Origin of the sequence: Pseudomonas sp. NY15437 (assembly GCF_048068435.1) — a bacterium.
GTDB lineage: Bacteria > Pseudomonadota > Gammaproteobacteria > Pseudomonadales > Pseudomonadaceae > Pseudomonas > Pseudomonas nitroreducens_B.
Window position 1 is genome coordinate 636,962 of the sequence record NZ_JBLUQC010000004.1, and the last position, 19,513, is coordinate 656,474.

At 60.8% G+C, this 19,513-nt stretch carries 21 protein-coding genes; 16 read left to right on the forward strand and 5 right to left on the reverse strand.

What is annotated here, in order from left to right:
* The first annotated feature begins 1 nt into the window (after position 1).
* From ACNFIA_RS13115 to ACNFIA_RS13135, 5 genes are all read left to right on the forward strand, one after another.
* Positions 2–913 carry an ABC transporter permease gene (locus ACNFIA_RS13115; protein ID WP_416785358.1) on the forward strand — a complete coding sequence of 304 codons (912 nt, stop codon included), beginning with the start codon at positions 2–4 and terminating at the stop codon, positions 911–913.
* Positions 910–1,701: an ABC transporter permease gene (locus tag ACNFIA_RS13120; RefSeq protein ID WP_259757456.1), complete on the forward strand. Its 792-nt coding sequence runs from the start codon at positions 910–912 to the stop codon at positions 1,699–1,701. The genes ACNFIA_RS13115 and ACNFIA_RS13120 overlap by 4 nt, the downstream gene beginning before the upstream one ends.
* 49 nt (positions 1,702–1,750) lie before the next feature.
* Positions 1,751–2,803 carry an extracellular solute-binding protein gene (locus ACNFIA_RS13125; RefSeq protein ID WP_416785361.1) on the forward strand — a complete coding sequence of 351 codons (1,053 nt, stop codon included), beginning with the start codon at positions 1,751–1,753 and terminating at the stop codon, positions 2,801–2,803.
* Between the two features lie 195 nt (positions 2,804–2,998).
* Positions 2,999–4,198: an amidohydrolase family protein gene (locus tag ACNFIA_RS13130; protein ID WP_416785364.1), complete on the forward strand. Its 1,200-nt coding sequence runs from the start codon at positions 2,999–3,001 to the stop codon at positions 4,196–4,198.
* Positions 4,195–5,694: an amidohydrolase family protein gene (locus ACNFIA_RS13135; RefSeq protein WP_416785367.1), complete on the forward strand. Its 1,500-nt coding sequence runs from the start codon at positions 4,195–4,197 to the stop codon at positions 5,692–5,694. Before ACNFIA_RS13130 ends, ACNFIA_RS13135 begins: the two co-directional genes overlap by 4 nt.
* Before the next feature lie 125 nt (positions 5,695–5,819).
* On the opposite strand, the gene ACNFIA_RS13140 is transcribed toward ACNFIA_RS13135, so the two are convergent.
* Together ACNFIA_RS13140 and ACNFIA_RS13145 are read right to left on the reverse strand one after the other, a co-directional pair.
* A complete protein-coding gene (locus ACNFIA_RS13140; protein WP_416785370.1) occupies positions 5,820–7,295 on the reverse strand; it encodes an APC family permease in 1,476 nt (491 codons plus the stop codon).
* 137 nt (positions 7,296–7,432) lie between these two features.
* Positions 7,433–8,926 (reverse strand): aldehyde dehydrogenase, encoded by a 1,494-nt coding sequence (locus ACNFIA_RS13145; RefSeq protein ID WP_416785373.1) that lies wholly within the window; start codon positions 8,924–8,926, stop codon positions 7,433–7,435.
* A 307-nt stretch (positions 8,927–9,233) separates the two neighbouring features.
* Between ACNFIA_RS13145 and ACNFIA_RS13150 the strand changes: the two genes are divergently transcribed.
* The 6 genes from ACNFIA_RS13150 to ACNFIA_RS13175 all read left to right on the forward strand — a co-directional run bounded on the left by ACNFIA_RS13150 (position 9,234) and on the right by ACNFIA_RS13175 (position 14,052).
* Entirely contained in the window at positions 9,234–9,980 is a 747-nt protein-coding gene (locus ACNFIA_RS13150) for a FadR/GntR family transcriptional regulator (protein ID WP_259757450.1), read from the forward strand.
* Positions 9,981–10,097: 117 nt separating this feature from the next.
* Complete coding sequence (locus tag ACNFIA_RS13155) at positions 10,098–10,853, forward strand: cache domain-containing protein (protein ID WP_416785376.1); 756 nt, start codon at positions 10,098–10,100, stop codon at positions 10,851–10,853.
* A gap of 61 nt (positions 10,854–10,914) precedes the next feature.
* Complete coding sequence (locus ACNFIA_RS13160) at positions 10,915–11,586, forward strand: YceH family protein (RefSeq protein ID WP_416785379.1); 672 nt, start codon at positions 10,915–10,917, stop codon at positions 11,584–11,586.
* Between the two features lie 112 nt (positions 11,587–11,698).
* A complete protein-coding gene (locus ACNFIA_RS13165; protein WP_259757447.1) occupies positions 11,699–12,001 on the forward strand; it encodes a hypothetical protein in 303 nt (100 codons plus the stop codon).
* Between the two features lie 383 nt (positions 12,002–12,384).
* Entirely contained in the window at positions 12,385–13,215 is an 831-nt protein-coding gene (locus ACNFIA_RS13170) for an ion channel (protein ID WP_416785381.1), read from the forward strand.
* Positions 13,216–14,052 (forward strand): hypothetical protein, encoded by an 837-nt coding sequence (locus tag ACNFIA_RS13175; protein ID WP_416785384.1) that lies wholly within the window; start codon positions 13,216–13,218, stop codon positions 14,050–14,052.
* On the opposite strand, the gene ACNFIA_RS13180 is transcribed toward ACNFIA_RS13175, so the two are convergent.
* The 3 genes from ACNFIA_RS13180 to ACNFIA_RS13190 all read right to left on the reverse strand — a co-directional run bounded on the left by ACNFIA_RS13180 (position 14,053) and on the right by ACNFIA_RS13190 (position 15,527).
* Positions 14,053–14,523, reverse strand: a complete 471-nt coding sequence (locus ACNFIA_RS13180; protein ID WP_416785386.1) for a hypothetical protein — start codon at positions 14,521–14,523, stop codon at positions 14,053–14,055.
* Positions 14,524–14,612: 89 nt separating this feature from the next.
* Positions 14,613–15,119, reverse strand: coding sequence for a hypothetical protein (locus tag ACNFIA_RS13185; RefSeq protein WP_416785388.1), 507 nt, complete (start codon positions 15,117–15,119; stop codon positions 14,613–14,615).
* A gap of 132 nt (positions 15,120–15,251) precedes the next feature.
* Positions 15,252–15,527, reverse strand: coding sequence for a hypothetical protein (locus ACNFIA_RS13190; RefSeq protein WP_033998342.1), 276 nt, complete (start codon positions 15,525–15,527; stop codon positions 15,252–15,254).
* A gap of 120 nt (positions 15,528–15,647) precedes the next feature.
* Between ACNFIA_RS13190 and ACNFIA_RS13195 the strand changes: the two genes are divergently transcribed.
* The 5 genes from ACNFIA_RS13195 to ACNFIA_RS13215 all read left to right on the forward strand — a co-directional run bounded on the left by ACNFIA_RS13195 (position 15,648) and on the right by ACNFIA_RS13215 (position 19,382).
* Positions 15,648–15,872 (forward strand): DNA-binding protein, encoded by a 225-nt coding sequence (locus ACNFIA_RS13195; RefSeq protein ID WP_416785391.1) that lies wholly within the window; start codon positions 15,648–15,650, stop codon positions 15,870–15,872.
* Positions 15,869–16,084 (forward strand): hypothetical protein, encoded by a 216-nt coding sequence (locus ACNFIA_RS13200; protein WP_416785394.1) that lies wholly within the window; start codon positions 15,869–15,871, stop codon positions 16,082–16,084. Before ACNFIA_RS13195 ends, ACNFIA_RS13200 begins: the two co-directional genes overlap by 4 nt.
* Entirely contained in the window at positions 16,077–16,466 is a 390-nt protein-coding gene (locus ACNFIA_RS13205) for a hypothetical protein (RefSeq protein ID WP_416785396.1), read from the forward strand. The genes ACNFIA_RS13200 and ACNFIA_RS13205 overlap by 8 nt, the downstream gene beginning before the upstream one ends.
* Positions 16,467–17,103: 637 nt before the next feature.
* Positions 17,104–18,396, forward strand: a complete 1,293-nt coding sequence (locus ACNFIA_RS13210) for a hypothetical protein (protein WP_416785399.1) — start codon at positions 17,104–17,106, stop codon at positions 18,394–18,396.
* Positions 18,396–19,382, forward strand: coding sequence for a tyrosine-type recombinase/integrase (locus tag ACNFIA_RS13215; protein WP_416785401.1), 987 nt, complete (start codon positions 18,396–18,398; stop codon positions 19,380–19,382). The genes ACNFIA_RS13210 and ACNFIA_RS13215 overlap by 1 nt, the downstream gene beginning before the upstream one ends.
* Positions 19,383–19,513 lie beyond the last annotated feature (131 nt).

Sequence of the window (19,513 nt, forward strand, 5' to 3'; positions counted from 1 at the left end):
AATGAAGGAATCGCCCACCACCCGCCGCCTGTTGTTGCTCAGCCCCGTGGCGCTGACGCTGCTGGGGCTGATCGCCATCCCGCTGGCGATCATGGGGTACATCAGCCTGTTGCCGCGCAATCTCTACGGCGGCGTCGACTGGCACGCCGACTGGCAGATCCAGAGTTACGTGCAGCTGTTCTTCCAGGAAGACTTCGACGGCAACCTGGAGCTCAACTGGGTCTACGCGCAGGCGCTGCTGCGTTCGCTGTTCCAGGCCGGTGGCACCACGCTGCTGTGCTTCCTCTTCGGCTTCCCGGTGGCGCTGTGGATGACCAGCCTCAGCGAACGTTCGCGCAACCTGATGGTGCTGCTGATCACCATCCCGTTCTGGACCAACCTGCTGATCCGCAACTACGCCTGGCTGATCATCCTGCGCGAGCACGGCTGGATCGCCCAGTCCCTCAACGCGCTGTTCCCCCAGGCGGGCGGCATCACCCTGCTGTACAACGACTTCGCGGTCTGCGTCGGCCTGGTCTACAGCTTCCTGCCGTTCATGATCCTGCCGATCTACTCGACCCTGGAGAAGCTCGACTGGCGCCTGGTGGAGGCGGCCTATGACCTCGGCGCGAACCGCTGGAAGGCGTTGCAGCGGGTCATCCTGCCGCTGTCCATGCCCGGCGTGATCGCAGGTTCCCTGCTGGTGTTCGTACCGAGCCTGGGCGCCTTCATCACCCCGGCGATCCTCGGCGGCGGCAAGACGCTGATGATCGGCAACCTGATCCAGCAGCAGTTCGGCACTGCGCGCAACTGGCCCCTGGGTGGTTCGCTGTCGTTCCTGCTGCTGGCGATCATGCTGCTCGCCCTGATCGCGTTCGCCCTGTATAGCCGCCGTGCCGCCAAGGCCGTCCACCTGGGAGGAGCCAACGCATGATCGCCCAGCACCTGAAGAAACTGCCCGGCACCCGCGAAACCAGCCTGCTGGTGCTGGCCTACCTGTACCTGCCGATCCTCGTGCTGATCGGTTACAGCTTCAACGCCAACCGTTCGGCCACGGTGTGGACCGAATTCTCCTTCGCCTGGTACGGCAAGATCGTCGCCAATCCCTCGATCCAGGCGGCGGCGTTCAACTCGCTGGTGGTCGCCGGTTTCGCCACCGTGCTGTCCACGGCGATCGCCCTGGCCGCGGCGCTGGCGACCTCGCGGCCGTTCTACGGGCGGCGGCTGGTGGAGGGCGGCATCAACCTGCCGTTGATCCTGCCGGAGATCGTCATCGCGGTGGCCACGCTGCTGCTGTTCATGTCGCTGGGCATCAAGCTGGGCCTGATGACGGTGATCGTCGCCCACGTCGGCTTCTGCATTCCCTTCGCGTACCTGCCGATCCGGGCGCGCCTGAACGACCTGGACAAGAGCCTGCTGGAAGCCGCCGGCGACCTCTACGCCAGCCCCTGGCAGGTGTTCCGCCGGGTGACGCTGCCGCTGCTGTGGCCGGCAGTGCTGTCCGGCGCGGTGCTGGCGTTCGTGGTCAGCCTCGACGACTTCATCATGACCTTCTTCGTCGCCGGCCCCGGCTCGACGACGCTGCCGGTCTACATCTTCTCGGCCATCAAGGCCGGAGTCACGCCCGAGATCAACGCCATCTCGACCCTCATGCTGGTGATTTCCATCGTCCTCGTGGTGCTGTCGTACTGGCTCGGCCAGCGCGGCAAACCGGACGCCTGATCAAGACTGCCAACCTTTCGTTTTCTGACCTTTCGATTCGGAGAGCAACATGAAGTTGAATGCCCTGCGTCACGGCCTCGCCGGTTTGTCCCTCGCTCTGCTGGCCGCGGGCGTCGCCCAGGCCGAGGAGCCCAAGCAGTTGTTCTTCTACAACTGGACGGACTATTACCCGGTGGAACTGCTGGCCAAGTTCGAGAAGGAGACCGGCATCAAGGTCACCATGGACGGCTACGACAGCAACGAAACCCTGCTGGCCAAGCTGCAGGCCGGCGGCGCTGCCTACGATGTGATCGTGCCGTCGCACTCGATCATGCAGACGCTGATCAAGCAGGACCTGCTGCTGGAAATCGACACGCCTTCGCTGGCCAACTTCCAGTACGTGAAGCCGGCCTTCCGCGACCCGGCCTTCGACCCCGGCCGCAAGTATTCGGCGCCTTATCTATGGGGCTCCACCGGTTTCTCCTACGACAGTGCGCGGGTGCCGGGTGGCAAGTTGGATGACTCGTGGAAGGAATTCTTCGAGCCGCGTCCGGAATTGCAGGGCCAGGTCGCCGCGCTGGATACCCCGAGCAGCCTGATCAACGCCGCCGCGCATTACCTCAACGTCGACGAGTGCACCGAGAGCCCGCAGGACGCCAAGAAGATCCTCGAACTGCTGCAGAAGCAGAAGCCCTTCCTGAAGATGTACAGCTCCGACAACACCGTGGATCGCATGGCCTCCGGCGAAGTGGTGCTGATGCAGAACTGGAACGGCTCCACCGCCCGCGCCACGCTGCAGAAGAGCACCATCAAGTACGTCTACCCGCGCGAGGGCGTGGCCTCCTTCCAGGACAACTTCGCCGTGCCGAAAAGCGCCCCGCACCCGGAGAACGCCAAGGTCTTCATCAACTGGATGATGAAGCCGGAGAACGCCGCCGCGGTGACTAACGCGATTGCCTATTCCAACGGTATCCAGACTGACCATCTGCTGGACGCCAAGTGGAAGGTGATGGACGCCATCAACATGCCGCCCGAATACGCGCAGCGCCTGCGCCTGGAAAAGGAATGCAGCAACGCCTCCCGCGAGCTGCAGGACCGCATCTGGTCCAAGCTCAAGGGCTGATGACCCGCTTTAGCTTTTCGTAGGAGCGAGCTTGCTCGCGAACAGACTCGGCCTGACTTCGGCGTCATGCGGTTCGCGAGCAAGCTCGCTCCTACATTTGTCTTCCTGATCCATCCGCCGTCGAGCTCATCGGCGGATAACCACGAGCGGTTATTCGCCCTATGTCTTTTATCCAATTCCTTGTTCGAGGTCCCCATGACCGACCGCTACTGGCTGCGCAACATCCGTCCGCTGGGCAATGCCGCGGAAGATTTCCTCATCCGTGACGGCTGCATCGTCGAACGCCGCCCGGCAAGCAACGCCGCACCACAGGCCGGCGACATCGACGGCGCCGACCAACTCCTGCTGCCGCCGCTGGTGGAAAGCCACTGCCACCTAGACAAGACCCTCTGGGGCCAACCCTGGCGTGCCAACAGCGCCGGCCCCACGCTCAAGGACTACATCGCCAACGAACGCCGTGTGCTGCGCGAGATCGACGCGCCCATCGCCGCGCGTGCCGGCGCGCTGCTGGAGCAGTGCATCGCCCGCGGTTCGCTGACCTTCCGCTGTCACGTCGATATCGATCCCGAACTGGGCCTGCGCCACGTGGTCGCCATGCAGGCATTGCGTGAACGCTACGCCGACCTGATCGACATGCAGTTCGTGGTCTTCCCGCAAACCGGTCTGGTCAGCCGCCCCGGCACTGCCGAGCTGATGCGCGAGGCGCTGGTGCTGGGCGTGGAAAACGTCGGTGGCCTCGATCCCTGCGGTATCGACGACGACCCCATCGCCCAGCTGGATATCGTCTTCGGCCTGGCCGTGGAGTTCGGGCGTGGCGTGGATATCCACCTGCACGACAAGGGCGAGCTCGGCCTCTGGCAGATCGCCCGCATCGCTGACTACACCGAGCGCCACGGCCTGCAGGGCAAAGTGATGATCAGCCACGCCTACTGCCTGGGCATGGCGCCCTGGGCGCAGGTCGAGCCATTGGCCGAGCGACTCTCCGAACTGGGCATTTCCCTGATGAGTTCCGCACCCGCCGATACCCCTGTTCCGCCATTCCTCGCCCTGCGCGAAGCCGGCGTCAACCTGTGCCTGGGCAGCGACGGCATACGCGATGCCTGGTCGCCGATGGGCAACGGCGACATGCTCGAACGCGCCATGCTGCTCGCGTTCCGCTTCGACCTGTGCAAGGACGACGATCTCGCCGCCGCCTTCGCCGCCGCCACCAGTAACGGCGCCCGCGCGTTGGGGCGCGAGCCGGCGCGTATCGAGGTCGGTGCGCCGGCGGACTTCCTCCTGCTGCCGGTCGAGACCCTCGGAGAAGCCGTGGTCGCGCGCCCGGTGCAGCGCCAGGTATTCAAGGCCGGCAAGCTGATTGCCGAGCACGGAAAACTGCTGGAGTCGCGTCTGTGAGCACGCCCCGCATCGGCCTGAAGGCCAGCTTCGTGGTGGGCTTCGACGGCACGCAACACGTGCTCTGGCGTCACGGCGAAGTGGTATTCGAGGGCGGCAGGATTGTCTTCGTTGGCCGTGGTTTTCCCGGTCAAGTCAGCCAGTGGATCGACTACGGCCACGCGCTGATCGGGCCTGGCTTCATCGATCTGGATGCCCTCGGCGACCTCGACTCCACGGTGCTGACCCTGGACAACGGCGCCGAGTGGAGCATGGGCCGCGTCTGGTCCGAGGACTACCTGCGTGCCGGGCCGAGCGAGTGCTACAGCCCGGACGAGGAACTGTTCAAGTACCGCTATGCCTTCACCCAATTGATCCGCAACGGCATCACCACGGCCATGCCGATCACCTCCATGTACTACCGGCGCTGGGCCGAGCACTACGACGAATTCGCCGGGGTCGCGGCGCTGTCCGGCGAGCTTGGTTTGCGCACCTACCTCGGCCCCTGCTACATGAGCGGCATGACCTACGCCCGCGCGGACGGCAGCCCCGCTCAGCACTGGGACGAAGCCGCCGGCCTTGCTGGACTGACGGAGGCCGAACGCTTCTTCCGCGATTTCGACGGCGCCCATGGCGGCCTGGTGCGCAGCGCGTTGCTGCCGGACCGCATCGAAACCTGCACGCCTGCGCTGCTGGAACGCACCGCCGCTGTACAGCGCGAACTGAACGCGCCGCTGCGCCTGCACTGCTGCCAGTCGCGCTACGAGGTGGAACTGGTGCGTCGCCTGCGCGACACCTCCTCGCTGCAATGGCTCGACCATTTCGGCCTGCTCAACCCGCGCAGCGTGTTGCCCCATGGCATCCTGCATAGCGGCGAGCACGAGTTGCAGCGCCTGGCCGATACCGGCACGAGCCTGGTGCATTGCCCGGTGGTGTTCGCCCGCGAAGGCGATGCGCTCGACTCCTTCGGCGCCTACCGCGCGCGGGGTATCAACCTCGCCATGGGCACCGACACCTTCCCGGCGGACATGCTCGATAACCTGCGCCAGGGCCTGAATATCGCGCGGGTGAAGGAGGGCGATGCCGAACACACGCGCATGCTCGATCTCTACAACGCCGCTACCCTCGGCGGCGCCCGGGCGCTGGGCCGCGACGACCTCGGCCGTCTCGCCGTCGGTGCCCGTGCGGACATCACCGTGTTCCGCCTGGGAAGTTTCCATCAGGGGCCGTTCTTCGACCCGCTGAAGAACCTGTTCACCGCCGGCCGCGGCGACGACTGCATCGCCAGCTTCATCGACGGCCGCTGTGTGATGCAGGGCGGCCAGGTGATCGGCGTCGACTACGCCGACCTGCAACACCGTGCCGACGCGCTGTTCCAGAAACAGATGCAGCACCACGCCGACCGCGCTTTCGGCAACCCGCCGTGGCGCACGCTGTTCCGTTCCGCGATTCCCTTTGCCGACTCGTACAGCGCCGCCGCACCGCTGCTTGATGTCCGCGTGCGCAATACCCTGTAGGAGCGAGCTTGCTCGCGAACCGCCCTGCGCCAAGGCCGCCAGCGAGTCCGTTCGCGAGCAAGCCCAGCTTCCAAAAGCAAAAACACCCGGCATCCTTGCCGGGCGTTTTCGTGTCGCCTTACCGCTTATTGCTGATGCAGCTTCCACGCATCCCCGTGGGGAGCGGTGCCCTTGTCGTACGGGCGGAACAGGGTCATGTAGGCCAGGCCCAGCGCGATCACGATGCCGCCCACCAGCACGATGCCGTAGTTCAGGTACCAGGGCGCGTCGGGCGTGCGTGGCCAGGACATGTTGATGATCGCCAGCACGCCGTAGGCCAGTGCCAGGATATTCACGATCCAGCCCCAGTGGCCCAGGGTGAAGGCGCCGCTCGGTTGCCAGCCGCGAATCCGCGCGAACAGGGCTCCGGCGACGATCATCTGGAACGACAGGTAGATGCCGATGGCGGCGAAGCTGACCACCATGGCGATGGCGTTCTGCAGGTAGAAGCCGGCGCAGACGATCATCGACGGGATCACCCCGCAGGCGATCAGCGCGGCCACCGGCACGTGGGTATTGGGCGACAACCGCTTGAGCAGGCCGCTGCCCATCACCATCTCGTCGCGCGCATAGGAGTACAGCAGGCGGCTGGCGGCGGCCTGCAGGCTGAGCACGCAGGAGACGAACGAGACGATGATCACCGCCATCACCAGGCGCGCGCCGGTCACGCCGAAGGCGTTGTCGAGGATGGTGGTCATGGGGTCCTTGTCCGCGCCGGAGATCACCGCGGCCATGTCCGGTACCGCGAGGATCAGCGCCAGGGCGGCGAAGATGGCCGCGCCGCCGCCGATCCAGATGGTCATGCGCATGGCCTTGGGAATGCGCCGGCTGGGGTTCGGGGTTTCCTCGGCGACGTCACCGCAGGCCTCGAAGCCGTAGTAGAGGAACATGCCGGCCAGCGAGGCGGTGAGGAACGCCGGCCAGTAGCTGCCGTCGATGCGGATGTCGAAGGTGTTGAACAGCACCGAGAACGGCTGGTGGCGCTCGAAGATCAGCAGGTAGGTGCCGATCACCAGCGCGCCGAGCAACTCGCAGATGAAGCCGAACATCGCCACGCGGGCCAGCAGCTTGGTGCCCGAGAGGTTCAGCAGGGTGGCGATCACCGTCAGCGCCAGGGCGACGAGGGTGTTGGTCACCGGGGTGGATTCGAAGCCGAGCAGGGTGGCGATGTACGGCCCGGCGCCAAGGGCCACGGCGGCGATGGTCACGCACAGCGAGACGGAGTAGATCCAGCCGACCATCCACGCCCAGCGCTTGCCCACGAGGCGCCGCGCCCAGGGGTAGACGCCGCCGGAAATGGGGAACTGCGAGACGACTTCGCAGAAGATCAGGCACACCAGCATCTGCCCGATGCCCACCAGCAGGTAGGACCAGAACATCGGCGGGCCGCCGGCGGCCAGGCACAGGCCGAACAGGGTGTACACGCCGACCACCGGCGAGAGGTAGGTGAAGCCCAGGGCGAAGTTCTGCCACAGGGTCATGCTGCGTTCGAAATTGGAGGTGTAGCCCAGCGCGCGGAGTTGTTCCGCGTCGCGGTCCAGGGGCTGGATCGAGCTGTTCATCGTGGGTGTCCTGTCTGAGGTTTTCGCGTCGGCAGCCAAACGGGTGCAACGGAAAGCGTTGTTGTTATTGTTCGACGCGCGGGTTCAGCCGCGCGCCGTCTTGCTCCAAACCTCTCGTGTCGCTGGTTCGTGCCGGATTACAGCTTGATCCAGGTCGCCTTCAGCTCGGTGTACTTGTCGAAGGCGTGCAGCGACTTGTCGCGACCATTGCCCGACTGCTTGAAGCCGCCGAAGGGCGCGGTCATGTCGCCGCCGTCGTACATGTTCACCCACACGCTGCCGGCGCGCAGGGCGCGGGCGGTGAGGTGGGCCTTGGAGATGTCGCGGGTCCACACCGCTGCCGCCAGCCCGTAGGGGGTGTCGTTGGCGATGCGGATGGCTTCCTCGGCGTCCTCGAACTCGATGACCGAGAGCACCGGGCCGAAGATTTCCTCGCGGGCGATCTTCATCGCGTTGCTCACGCCGTCGAACAGGGTCGGCTCGACATAGGTGCCGCCGGTTTCCTCCAGCACGCGCTTGCCGCCGGTGAGAATCGTCGCGCCTTCGTCCTGGCCGGCCTGGATGTAGCCCAGCACCTGCTCCAGCTGACGGCCATCGACCAGCGCGCCGACGTTGGTGTCCGGGTCCAGCGGGTGGCCGGCTTTCCAGCCCTTGAGCGCCTCGACCACCAGCGGCAGGAACTTCGCCTTGATCGACTTCTGCACCAGCAGACGCGAGCCGGCGGTGCACACTTCGCCCTGGTTGAAGGCGATGGCGGCGGCCGCGGCTTCGGCGGCGGCCTGCAGGTCCGGCGCGTCTTCGAAGACGATGTTCGGGCTCTTGCCGCCGGCTTCCAGCCAGACGCGCTTCATGTTCGATTCGCCGGCGTAGACCATCAGTTGCTTGGCGATCCTGGTGGAGCCGGTGAACACCGCGGTGTCCACGTCCATGTGCAGCGCCAGGGCCTTGCCGACGGTGTGGCCGTAGCCGGGCAGCACGTTCAGCACGCCAGCGGGAAGGCCGGCGTCGATGGCCAGCTGGGCGATGCGGATGGCGGTCAGCGGCGAGCGCTCGGACGGCTTGAGGATCACCGAGTTGCCGGTGGCCAGCGCCGGGCCGAGTTTCCAGGCGGCCATCATCAGCGGGAAGTTCCACGGCACGATGGCGGCGACCACGCCCACCGGCTCGCGGGTGACCAGGCCGAGCTGGTCGTGGGAGGTGGCCGCGACTTCGTCATACACCTTGTCGATGGCCTCGCCGCTCCAGCGGAGGGAATCGGCGGCGCCCGGCAGGTCGACGTTCAGCGAGTCGCCGATGGGCTTGCCCATGTCCAGCGTCTCCAGCAGCGCCAGCTCCTCGGCGTGCTCTTCCAGCAGGGTGGCGAAGCGGATCATCACGGCCTTGCGGGTGGCTGGCGCTTCACGCGACCAGACGCCGGAATCGAAGGTGGCGCGGGCGCTCTGCACGGCCCGCTCGGCATCGGCGGCGTCGCAGCTGGCCACCTTGGCCAGCAGGCGCCCGTCCACCGGGCTGATGCAATCGAAGGTCTCGCCAGAGGCGGAGGCCAGGTATTCGCCCTGGATGAAGGCGCGGCCCTCGATCTTCAGGGCCTTGGCGCGGGCTTCCCATTCGGCGCGGGTTGGCTGGCTCATGCGTATCGCTCCTCGTTGTTTCTGTTGTTGGCGGAGACGGCCTGCGGACCGTCGCTGGCAAATACATTTAAAACCATATCTTATGTTTCTGCGGTTGCCAATACAGGTCGAAAAATGCGCGGTTATGCGGTGTTTTCGCGGCGAAAGACCTTGCTGAACGTCCGTGAAACGATTTAAAAGTATGGAGGTATAGTTTTGTGAGAGGCCGCCGCCAGGCTTGTCGGTAGGCTTCGACCGCGCCCCGAATCGCACGCCAGAACAGGAACATTCCGCGCAGGAAGCGTCCGCGCTCCGCGCATTGCTGCCTATGAACGAATTCAGGAAAGTCCGCCCCGCCAGCTTCATGCGCCTGCGCCAGGAAGGGCGCACCGAGGAAGTCGCGCGCCGACTGGTGGAGATGGTCGACCTCGGCCTCTACGCCGAAGGCGAGCAACTGCCCAGCGAAAGCGAGCTGGCCATGCAGTTCGGCGTCGCCACCGTGACCCTGCGCGATGCCTTGGCCGAGCTGCGCGAACGCGGCGTGATCGAGACCCGGCGCGGGCGCAATGGCGGGAGTTTCGTCTGCTCGCCGCAGCACACCTCCGAAGACGCCCTGCTGGGGCAGCTGCGCCAGATGAGTGCGTTGGAACTGCGCGACCTGGGCGACGAACACGTGGCCATCGCCGGCGCCGCCGCACGCCTCGCCGCGCAGCGCTCCACGTCCGACGAGCAGGCGCGCATCGCCCAGTACCTCGATGCCCTCGCCAGCGCCTCCACCCGGCAGGAGCAGCGCCGCGCCGATGCGCGCTTCCATATCGAGATCGCCGTCGCTGCGCAGTCCGTGCGCCTCACCCACGCGGAGACGCGCCTGCAGGCGGAAATCGGCGAGTGGCTGTGGCTGCCGGTGGAGGGCTTTCCCGGTGCGGCCGCCATCGAGCAGGAACACCGCGCGATCCTCGAAGCGATCAGCGCTGGCGACTCGAACCTCGCCGGCGCTCTAGCCGAGGCCCACGTCACCCGCGGCATCAAGCGGCTGATCAACCTGCGCCTGAGCCTGCTGGCCGACGACGGCTGACTGGCACAGCGCTTGCTGCTTTGCCGATGCGCTCGCCAGGGCGCAGGAACGACACACCGTACCGACTCCGCAGACCGCTCTGGGCTGCGCGATAACAAGAACAGCGAGGCCCCGGTCATGTCCAGCGAACAACCCACGGATGAACTCCAGTGCTGCGCCCAGCGCATCGACGCTTCCATCCGTAACGTTTTCCAGCGTCTCGACGAGCTGGCCGGCGAGGTCGTGGCGATCTGGCGCACGCTGGCGCAGGAGGGCAAGCGTCCGTCGTCGAAGGATCTCGGCGCGCTGCGCCCGCGCATCCAGCACGATCTCACCAATGACGGCACGCGCCTGCACGGCACCGGCGTGGTGATCGAGCCGGGCGAGTTGGCCGACCAGGACATGTACCTGGAGTGGTGGTACCACGGCCGCGGCGACAAGGTCGTGCCCATGAGCCTGAACTTCAACCGGCGCAGCGAGAACTTCTACAACTACCTCAACATGCCCTGGTTCTCCCGCCCCCGCGCCAGCGGCCAGCCCTCGGTGGTCGGGCCCTTCGTCGACCTCTACGGCACCGACCTGTACATCCTCGCCTTCTCCGTACCGATCCAGGTGGACGGCCGCTTCATCGGCGTCGCCGCCGCCGACATCGCGCTGCACGAGTTCGAAGGCGTGCTGCTGGGCAGCCTGATGCGAATGGGGCACGAAGCCCTGGTGGTGAATGGCGAAGGCCGCGTGGTCGCCGCCAACACCGCCAACTGGTTCACCGGCGACCTCGCCCGGCGCACCCTGGGGCGCGACGCCCAGGGGCGCGAACAGGAACTGGCGGCGTCGTTCTCGCACTGGTCAGTCATCGAGCGACCGCTCAACCGGCGCCTGGCCGGTGCCGCCTGAGGCTGCCAAACGCCGCGTAAACGGCTAGGCTAGGGCGGTTCCCTCATCGACGGATACCGCCATGAGCCAGTCGCTCGACACCCTTTCCGATTTCGAACCCCTGAGCGCAGTGGATACCCGCGTGCTCGGATGCCTGATCGAAAAGCAGCTCACCACCCCCGAAGCCTACCCGCTGACCCTCAACGCCCTGGTCACCGCGTGCAACCAGAAGACCAGCCGCGACCCGGTAATGAATCTCACCCCCGGCCAGGTCGGCCAATCCCTGCGCCATCTGGAAGGCCGCGAGATGACCCGCCTGGTCATGGGCAGCCGCGCCGACCGCTGGGAACAGCGGCTGGACAAGGCCCTGGAGCTGGTCAAACCGCAGGTCATCCTGCTCGGCCTGCTGTTCCTGCGCGGCCCGCAGACGCTCAACGAACTGCTCACCCGCAGCCAGCGCATGCACGACTTCGACGACACCGAGGAAGTCCGCCACCAGCTGGAACGCCTCGCCAGCCGTGGCATGGCCGTGCAGCTGGAACGTCTGAGCGGCCAGCGCGAAGACCGCTACATGCACCTGCTGGGCACCGAGGAAGACCGCGAGGCCGCCATCGCCGCCAGCGGCAGCCGCGCCTCCAGCGAGCGCAGCGACGGCGGCGGCCACGACGAAGGCCGCCTGGTGGAACTGGAAGCCCGCATCGCCGCCCTCGAAGAGCGCCTCGCCCTGCTGGAGCTGGGCGTCTCCCGCGACTGATTCGGAAGATTCCCGGCGCAGGCCGACCAAGGTCGGCCTGCGCTTTCGCTAATCCAGCGTTAATATTTGCCCCCGATAGTCAGGCTTGCCCCCGCTTCACCCGGAGTACCCCATGAGTCGCAAACCCTCCCAGGCCCAGCTGACCGCCGTGCTCAGCCAGCTCACGGAAACCGACTTCAAATCCATCGCCGATCTCACCGGCCCCCGTGAAGCCAACCTCTTCGCCATCCGCGAACTGTTCCGCCAGGGACTGATCAAGGGCGTACTGATCGACGACCCCCTCGGCGCCGAAGACGACGACGGCCCCCTGCTGTGCAACGCCGAACGCCTGCGCCTGCGCAAACCGTGCGTGGAAGTGGTGGTGCAAGAGCAGAGCGAACCGCTCATGCCGCGGCTGGGTTTCCTGACGCTCTAGGCAAATCGCGGGCAAGAAAAAAGGCGCTGGGCTTGAGGCTCAGCGCCTTTTTCGTTGGATTTGGTGGAGCCGGGGGGATTTGAACCCGTTTGGGGACGTGGTCGTTAATGGTCTTATTTGGCTAATACCGCTGGAATCGGGGTGTTCAGCTAGGCCAGATCGGGCATTGGTAGCATGTACTGGCGAGTGATTTCGACACTTTTTCGACTCCTTAATTCCAACGGCCTTGCTGCGCACCAGACTCTAGAGCTAGCCTCCGAGTTAGTGCTGACCTGGCAATAGTCTAGATGCGAACACTATATTTGATTTAGTATGTTCGTTGAGGTTGGTTATAAGTGTAGGGTTTTATTTTTTATTATCTCGAATTGTAGGGTTTTTTTGCTATGGCAAAGCTTCCAAGGATCCAGGAGAAAGTTGAGATTTCTGTTGATGTTCGAGATATTGATAGTCCAAAGAAGCCAAGAATATCTCAGGAAGTAAAGCTTATTCGTGTTTCCTCGGCATATAATCAAGGGCAGAAGCTTCACAAGATAAAAAACACAAAGTTCACTAAGTGTCTTTTCTCTGGGCAAGAGATAAGTGAAGTTAATTTTTATAATTGTACATTCCAAAATTGCATCCTCAATGGGGCAGAATTCAACGAATGTGAGTTTCACGGCTGCAAGTTTGTCAACTGCAGCTTTTTCAAGGCGTCATTCTCAAATTCCTATCTAGATCCGCGCTCTTTCAAGTTTGATGCAACGTGGCGCCGTCACTACGCTAACGTTAATGTTTGGCTTTTCCAAGAGCTGTATAGAAATGCGAAGAATATGCATCAAGAGACTTTTGCAATGTATGCAGATATAGATTTCCAGTTCTATCGGAGATATGAGTATCTCTTTGGTCGGGAAAAGAAGCCGGGGATGTTTATAGTAAGCCTTCTATATGACCTGGTACTGGGTTATGGGTACGGGATATGGAATGCAGCTATATCTACAGTTCTTGGAGTGTCTCTATTTACATTTTTGATAAGAGATCATATAGCGGATGATGGTGATGTTGGTGTAGCTAAAGCGTTGTATTTTTCGGTGGTCTCATTAACTACCGTTGGTTATGGGGATGTATTGCCGCAAAAGGACGATTTTGCATTGATACTAACCATGTTATTTTTGCTCGGTTCTGTTGTTTGGTTGGCTATAGTTACAGCCATTGTTGTCAAGAGGATGGTGAAGTAAATGAGCTATGTGATAATCGAGTGTGGCTCAATTGCTAGGGGTGATGCAACTTCTCAGAGCGATATCGATATGGTATGTATTTGGCGCGGAAAGGCTCCAAATTTCTCAGAGATAAAAGAGAAGTATAATGGGGTGATGTTTTATTCGGCAGAAACTATACTAAAAATGAAAGAGAAAGGTTCTTTGTTCTTGACGCATCTTGATGTTGAGGGGAAGTTTATATCTGGGAATGCTGATATCTTGGAGCTATTTTCAGGGTTCAGACCACCAGTATCAAGCCTTGTAGAGAGTATCAGCCGAACAAATGGATTCATTCAAGGGATTAGATGGTATCCCAATAGTTGCGTTGGATATTATTGGCTTTTAGATGTGCTTTACGTTTCGCTCAGGAACTGTATGTATTGCGCAAATGCTCTGAATGGAAGTTATAAGTTTGGCTATGTTGCGGCTATTCAAGAGATGGGGCTTTCAAATTCCGACCTCGAAGTTCTGCTAGAAATTAGGAATGGGAAATATCTTTATCGGAGAGGGGAGTTTCCTGATAGCAAAGCTTTGGATGATATCGAGCTACAAGAGATCTGCAGTAAAATTTCCGGCCAGAAAGTTGAGCTCCACAGGGGGGGAGTCACTGACTGGAATATTGATTGGTCTTTCGATTATTGGTCTGAGAGACTAATTGAGCGAGCAATAATAAACGGGGAGCACAGCGACTCACTATTTCTGGATAAATTGCGCAATCATAACTATAATAGATTTTCGTTGAGGGGTGATGTCTTTTCCATAGTTCTTTCTCATCAAAAGATGAAGTGGAATGACTACATTGGTTTGGCGCACTAGTTACTTGCTTATCCAGGCGGCAAGAACAGCTGAAATCATGGAGCTTAGCACTGCTGTTAAAATGGCTACTCTATAGCCTGTATTTCTTTCTTGATCCGCCTTTCTCTTTTCATAAAACTCTTCTAGTCGCAAGGCGCCAGGTGCCGTAATAAATACGTAAGCCTCCATGCTGGACCATGACTGTTGTTTTATTCCATTTATATCGCGGCTCTTTCCCTCCGGAGTGGCAACCAGCGCCAAATTCTCTGCAATTGACTTTGTGTCAAATCCAAATTTCGCTTTAACTTTTTCGCGACCGAAGCTGTTTTCTGTGTCAGTCTCTATGTATCCAGCATGCAGCAATATAGCAAGAGGCATGAAGTCAACGTAACTTCCGGACTTCTCATCAATAAGGCCTACTGCATCCTGAATGGATAGAATTCCAGCTTCAGCGACCTTCTCTAATAGCTCGTAACTAATTGGCTGGTGCATAGATATTTCCTTTCCAGCTTCAAGGCGTACTTTAAAATAATGGGTTTATCTCAATTTTCCAGAAAATGCTTTGGTCGATATACTTTCCACTACTCCCCACAAGATTCAGCTTTCTTCTGTGCAGTTCGCTCTGTTGGGTTCTGGCTGTGCTGCTGCCACCAGAACTGGCACTGAGCTGATTGGAAGCGTTCTTCTTGATGCTTTCGGGCTTGTTCCGCCTGCGTTTGAGCAAGCTGCGCGGCGCTCCGTTGTGCTCTAGCTTCGCCCTCGGCCGCCATTCGCTGTTGCATCTCTAACTGCGCACGCCTGGAGTTCTGCTCAACTTGCCTCATGGTCTGCTCCATTTGAGCAGTGGCTTCGTTGAGCGCGGCCTTAATTCGCTGTTCCTGGATGTAGTCGTAGAGAAGCTTCCCACCCCAAAGACCGCCGACGATGATGATGGCGGCCAGAATGATGGCGTGGCTGGGATCCATGGGAGTGTGGGCGTGGCGAGGTGGCGCGGCTCTCCGGCCTCGACGTTCGTTGCGATCGTCGATTTCCTCATCCATGTCGAATCTCAGGCTTTTGAGTTGTTCGTCAGTCTCGCGCTTTTCCATGCACGTCTCGCCCCTGCTTCCTGAAAGGCTGTCTGATCACGAGAGCGTCAGACCTGGCCTCTTCTTTTTCCACTATCTCTCGTCCGCTGGAGCGCCATGCGTACCAGCGTTTGCTCACTTCAGTGGTGAGCGTCATCCCGCGCCTTGATTGGCCAAATTTTGATTCGCGTCTTCGTAGTCGGGACTGGTCTGCCCCACCTCTGGCATCACTTCGCCTGTCAGCAACCACCAACGGAACTGCGGGAAAACCTTTGCAATCGCGAGAATTTCCTCTTCCTTGATTTCCCTGTTCTTGGATGGGTTCTTCAGGTTGCTCCAGGTGTAGCGGCTGATGCCGGTCAGTTCCTCCAGCTTAGGCAGCCGGATATCGGACCACGACAAAATGGTTATGACGCGCTGTTTGATCATTACTTATTCATCTAAATGGACTCTAGTCAAATTGACTTGAGCTGAATATGCTTCATTTCAGCTAGAGTCAATCTGACTTTAGCTGTTGCCAGTATTGACCAGCATAGTGCAGCAAAGGCCATGAATGTAGAAGGACTCAACCCGTCTCAACGAGACCTTTCTAGCCCGCCTCCGGTGATGCCCTGGAGGGAGTTCGCCGACTGGATTCGCATGGGCGACCGCCATGACGTTGTCTGGGGCTGGATTCGCAACGGTTACATCCCCCACGAGAAGGTCGGCAAGTACGTGCTGGTCAACGTCGCGTTGTTCACCAGTCAGCTTATGGAAAAGGAGATGCCCCTATGAGCGAACATCAATCGAGCCCCGACATTTGCACCATCCCCGCCTTCGCCGAAATGTGCGGCGTGAGTGTTGAAGAAGCTGAGGAATGGGTGCGTAAGGGCAACATCCCCAGCACCACCATGGGGGAAATGCAGGTGGTGAACATGGTCCGCCTCCGCGTTGAGCTGCTCAGTGGCAAAGAGAATTTCGAAGCGGGGGACTACAGCAATGACTAGCAACCGTGTCTCCCTGGATACCGAAAGCGCCCTGACCTATCTGGGTCAAACCGTCCTCTTCGAATTGGTATGGGAGCAAGACCCCGAGCCGCTCTGGTGTCTTCTTCATGTCGTCGGCGTAGTCCTGGCACTCGAGGGCGTTAATAGCGATCCCTACTTCCTCGTCGTCGCGGCCAACGGCGAGAGGCACTATCCGAACGAATTGTTCTGGTCAGACATTCGCACGATCCGGGTGATGCGGCACCGCGACCGGCATGGTTCCGGCAACGTACTGGACCGCATCGCCCACCCTAACGATCCGCGCTCAAGGGCCGCGCTCCCGGCTCGTCGGAACAGTCCCATCGTTCCGGCGAACGGAAGCACGGGCGCAGCGAACCCTTGAACGCATGCCCGCCACCAGCCTTGGCCGGTGAGCGTGGGGCAGCTTCTCCGCCCCGCGCTCCCGAGCCCTCGGCGGCAAGAGCGGGATGACAAGGGCAGAGCCCTTGGTGTTGGGTGATGCCGGTTGCGTATATCAGAGCGGAGTGAATGGACTTAATTGGATAGTGTTGGACTACGTTTCCGGCCTCATTCCCCTGCGGCATAGCCCCGTTCCAGCGCCTGATTTTGTGGTGAGATAACCACAGCGGCGCGCCCCAGAGCCCCGTCCCAAAGCATCTCAATTCCACCATTTCCGAACGCTGAATCACCGGCGCGAGCGCCTGCATTCCAGCGACGGGCACGCTCATGCCCAGCAAATGCAAATGAGGAGAACGCGATGAGCCTAGAGGGACTGATTAACGTCGTTGCTCTCGTGCTGATGACTTACCTCCTCGACGGCGGTGCCCAACTCGATCAACCCACGATCCCTTCCTGTTGGTTCACTCCGGCTCAGCTGGAGTGCTGGACGTCGCCGCGCCCACCGGCAGGTAGCGTAAGGCACGAGCGCCCCGCCGGCTGGGCGCGGCTGACGTCCCTGTAACACGTCTAACAACACACGCAGTGAAATGGACATTAATGGATAACGTTGGAGAATTCAGATGGCAAAGTTCAGTGATCAGCGTCGACTGCTAGTTCAACCAGACGGTCAAATCATCGAGTCACCGCGTGGCCGCCTTTTCATCGACGCCTACACGGCGAAAATGACCGACCTTTCCGGGGTGCGCGTTTTGCGCTGCGGTGTGGATACCGTCCGCCAGTTGTACAACGGACTGATTCGCCCCGAGGTCATCGCGCTATTCGACTCCCAGGAACCTATCGTCGAGTTCGCCGGCTACGAGTGGTCCAAGGGGCGTATTGGGCGCGACTCCGGGTATCAGTTCCGCCTGCAGAACGCAGACCTCGGTCTGATCCTGCTGATCAAGAATCACAACATGAAGCTGGAGAGCATCGGTTCTCACCTCAAGATTGAGGTTTCGCCACACGCGATTGATGGCGTAGCTCCGAAGGCGCTCCAGGGACTCATGGATTCCCTCGCCGCGGCGGTTATGACTCACTGCGAACCTAACCAGTGTGCCGTCCACATCGCCCTAGATGTGCAGGGTTGGACACCGAAAGAGAACATCGTGGATCGCATGTACTGCCGATCCAATCGGGTTCGCCAGATCAGCGGCATCGACCGCATCGAGTTCAACGGCAACGCCTCGGTCTACGGACGCGGTGAAACTTACATGTTCGGCTCGCCGACAGGCATCCAGCTGGCGGTATACAACAAGTCGCTACAGGCCCGCGCAACCGACAAGCTCGATTACTGGAACGCCGTCTGGTTCACCCACAACGGCAATCCGTTTGGTGACAGCGAGGCTGCCTACAACCCCAAAGAACCGGTCTGGCGTATCGAGTTTCGCTACCACCACACCATCATCAATCAGTTCGCTCAGGGCTCCGTAAAGGCATCTGGCGGCGTGATTGGCACCCGGACCTATGAAGGTATCTCCCAGCACCTCGATCACCTCTGGGTGTATGGCTGCGAGGCGTATCGGCTGCTCGGCCTGCGTACTCAGCATGACCCGTTCTGGACGCTGATCATGCAAGACGTGAAGGTCCAGGTGGAGGCCGATCCGCTCATTGAACGTGTCGAGTATCGGCGCTATCGCAAGACGGCCATGGGCTTCTCCGGCAAGAACTGCGAGATGTTCCTGGGCCAGTTCATCAGCCTCATTGCACGCGAGCGTATCCCCGCAAAAAAGGCGATTGAGTCCGCCTACAGCCTCGAATTCTGGCACGTGATCGAAGACCACTACTTAGCGAAAGGTTGGACTCGGAGGGACCTCGAAAAGCACATCAAGAACCTGATCTCAGATCGCTATTTGCGAAGGGGATATGCCGTCTGATGGCAATCACGAAGCTGGAGGACGGACGCTGGCTGGCTGATATCGAGCCCATCAAGGGCAAACGCTTTCGCAAGCGATTCAAGACTAAGGGCGAGGCTCAGCGCTTCGAAGCCACGGTTCGGCAGAAGTGCATCGAGAACCCTGCGTGGAGTATCAAGCCCAAGGATCGCCGTAGGCTCTCCGAGTTGGTGCAACTCTGGTTCGACCTGCATGGCCACTCACTGCGTGATGCGCCTCGGCGGCTGTCCAAGATGCTGCAATTGGCTGCTCGACTGGGAGACCCGGTGGCGACGGCCCTGGATGCATCTTCGTATGCAAGCTTGCGGCGGAAGCGGCTCGAGGAGGGGATATCCGGGAAGACCCTGAACAACGAACTGGGCTACCTCCGCGCTGTGTTCAATGAACTGAAGGATCTGGGGCAGATCGACTACAGCAACCCGCTGGCCGGGGTGAAGCTGCTCAAGCTGCAAGAGCGGGAACTGTCGTGGCTCACCACTGAGCAGATCAGCGAGCTTCTCGACTCCATCCGCAGCCGTTGCGATAACCCGCATACCGAGCTGGTGACGCTGCTCTGCCTGGCTACGGGTGCGAGATGGTCCGAGGCGGAAAAGCTTCCCGCGCATCGACTCCAGGGCAACGTCGTGACGTATGCCGGAACAAAGTCAGGGAAGGTTCGCCACGTACCGATTCCATCTGCGTTGGCTGATCGGGTGAGGGCGCATTGGCGGATGCATGGTCCGTTCACTTCCTGCATCACATCCTTCCGCCGCGCCCTGGAGCGCACCACCATCCAGTTGCCCCAAGGCCAAGCCAGTCATGCTCTCCGGCACACCTTCGCCAGTCACTTCATGATGAATGGCGGGAATATCCTCACGCTCCAGAAGATACTGGGGCATTCGACCCTGGCGATGACTATGCGATACGCCCATTTGTCTCCTGACCACCTGCTTGATGCCGTGAAGCTTGGACCTTTGTCCCAGTTCTAATTGCCAGAGTGTGCTGGTAGTGTGGCGTTTCACAAATAACACTCATATTTTGGTCTAGGCTTTTCAGCATCAGAGATGCCTTGGAGCAACATATGAAAACCGGCCGTCCTGCTGCCCCGATTGAGCTGAGT

Excerpts from the sequence above, each read along its gene's own strand:
- ACNFIA_RS13115 (WP_416785358.1), top strand. The coding sequence starts at position 2 with ATGAAGGAATCGCCCACCACCCGCCGCCTGTTGTTGCTCAGCCCCGTG.
- ACNFIA_RS13120 (WP_259757456.1), top strand. The coding sequence starts at position 910 with ATGATCGCCCAGCACCTGAAGAAACTGCCCGGCACCCGCGAAACCAGC.
- ACNFIA_RS13125 (WP_416785361.1), top strand. The coding sequence starts at position 1,751 with ATGAAGTTGAATGCCCTGCGTCACGGCCTCGCCGGTTTGTCCCTCGCT.
- ACNFIA_RS13130 (WP_416785364.1), top strand. The coding sequence starts at position 2,999 with ATGACCGACCGCTACTGGCTGCGCAACATCCGTCCGCTGGGCAATGCC.
- ACNFIA_RS13140 (WP_416785370.1), bottom strand. The coding sequence starts at position 7,295 with ATGAACAGCTCGATCCAGCCCCTGGACCGCGACGCGGAACAACTCCGC.
- ACNFIA_RS13145 (WP_416785373.1), bottom strand. The coding sequence starts at position 8,926 with ATGAGCCAGCCAACCCGCGCCGAATGGGAAGCCCGCGCCAAGGCCCTG.
- ACNFIA_RS13150 (WP_259757450.1), top strand. The coding sequence starts at position 9,234 with ATGAACGAATTCAGGAAAGTCCGCCCCGCCAGCTTCATGCGCCTGCGC.
- ACNFIA_RS13155 (WP_416785376.1), top strand. The coding sequence starts at position 10,098 with ATGTCCAGCGAACAACCCACGGATGAACTCCAGTGCTGCGCCCAGCGC.
- ACNFIA_RS13160 (WP_416785379.1), top strand. The coding sequence starts at position 10,915 with ATGAGCCAGTCGCTCGACACCCTTTCCGATTTCGAACCCCTGAGCGCA.
- ACNFIA_RS13165 (WP_259757447.1), top strand. The coding sequence starts at position 11,699 with ATGAGTCGCAAACCCTCCCAGGCCCAGCTGACCGCCGTGCTCAGCCAG.
- ACNFIA_RS13170 (WP_416785381.1), top strand. The coding sequence starts at position 12,385 with ATGGCAAAGCTTCCAAGGATCCAGGAGAAAGTTGAGATTTCTGTTGAT.
- ACNFIA_RS13175 (WP_416785384.1), top strand. The coding sequence starts at position 13,216 with ATGAGCTATGTGATAATCGAGTGTGGCTCAATTGCTAGGGGTGATGCA.
- ACNFIA_RS13180 (WP_416785386.1), bottom strand. The coding sequence starts at position 14,523 with ATGCACCAGCCAATTAGTTACGAGCTATTAGAGAAGGTCGCTGAAGCT.
- ACNFIA_RS13185 (WP_416785388.1), bottom strand. The coding sequence starts at position 15,119 with ATGGAAAAGCGCGAGACTGACGAACAACTCAAAAGCCTGAGATTCGAC.
- ACNFIA_RS13190 (WP_033998342.1), bottom strand. The coding sequence starts at position 15,527 with ATGATCAAACAGCGCGTCATAACCATTTTGTCGTGGTCCGATATCCGG.
- ACNFIA_RS13195 (WP_416785391.1), top strand. The coding sequence starts at position 15,648 with ATGAATGTAGAAGGACTCAACCCGTCTCAACGAGACCTTTCTAGCCCG.
- ACNFIA_RS13200 (WP_416785394.1), top strand. The coding sequence starts at position 15,869 with ATGAGCGAACATCAATCGAGCCCCGACATTTGCACCATCCCCGCCTTC.
- ACNFIA_RS13205 (WP_416785396.1), top strand. The coding sequence starts at position 16,077 with ATGACTAGCAACCGTGTCTCCCTGGATACCGAAAGCGCCCTGACCTAT.
- ACNFIA_RS13210 (WP_416785399.1), top strand. The coding sequence starts at position 17,104 with ATGGCAAAGTTCAGTGATCAGCGTCGACTGCTAGTTCAACCAGACGGT.
- ACNFIA_RS13215 (WP_416785401.1), top strand. The coding sequence starts at position 18,396 with ATGGCAATCACGAAGCTGGAGGACGGACGCTGGCTGGCTGATATCGAG.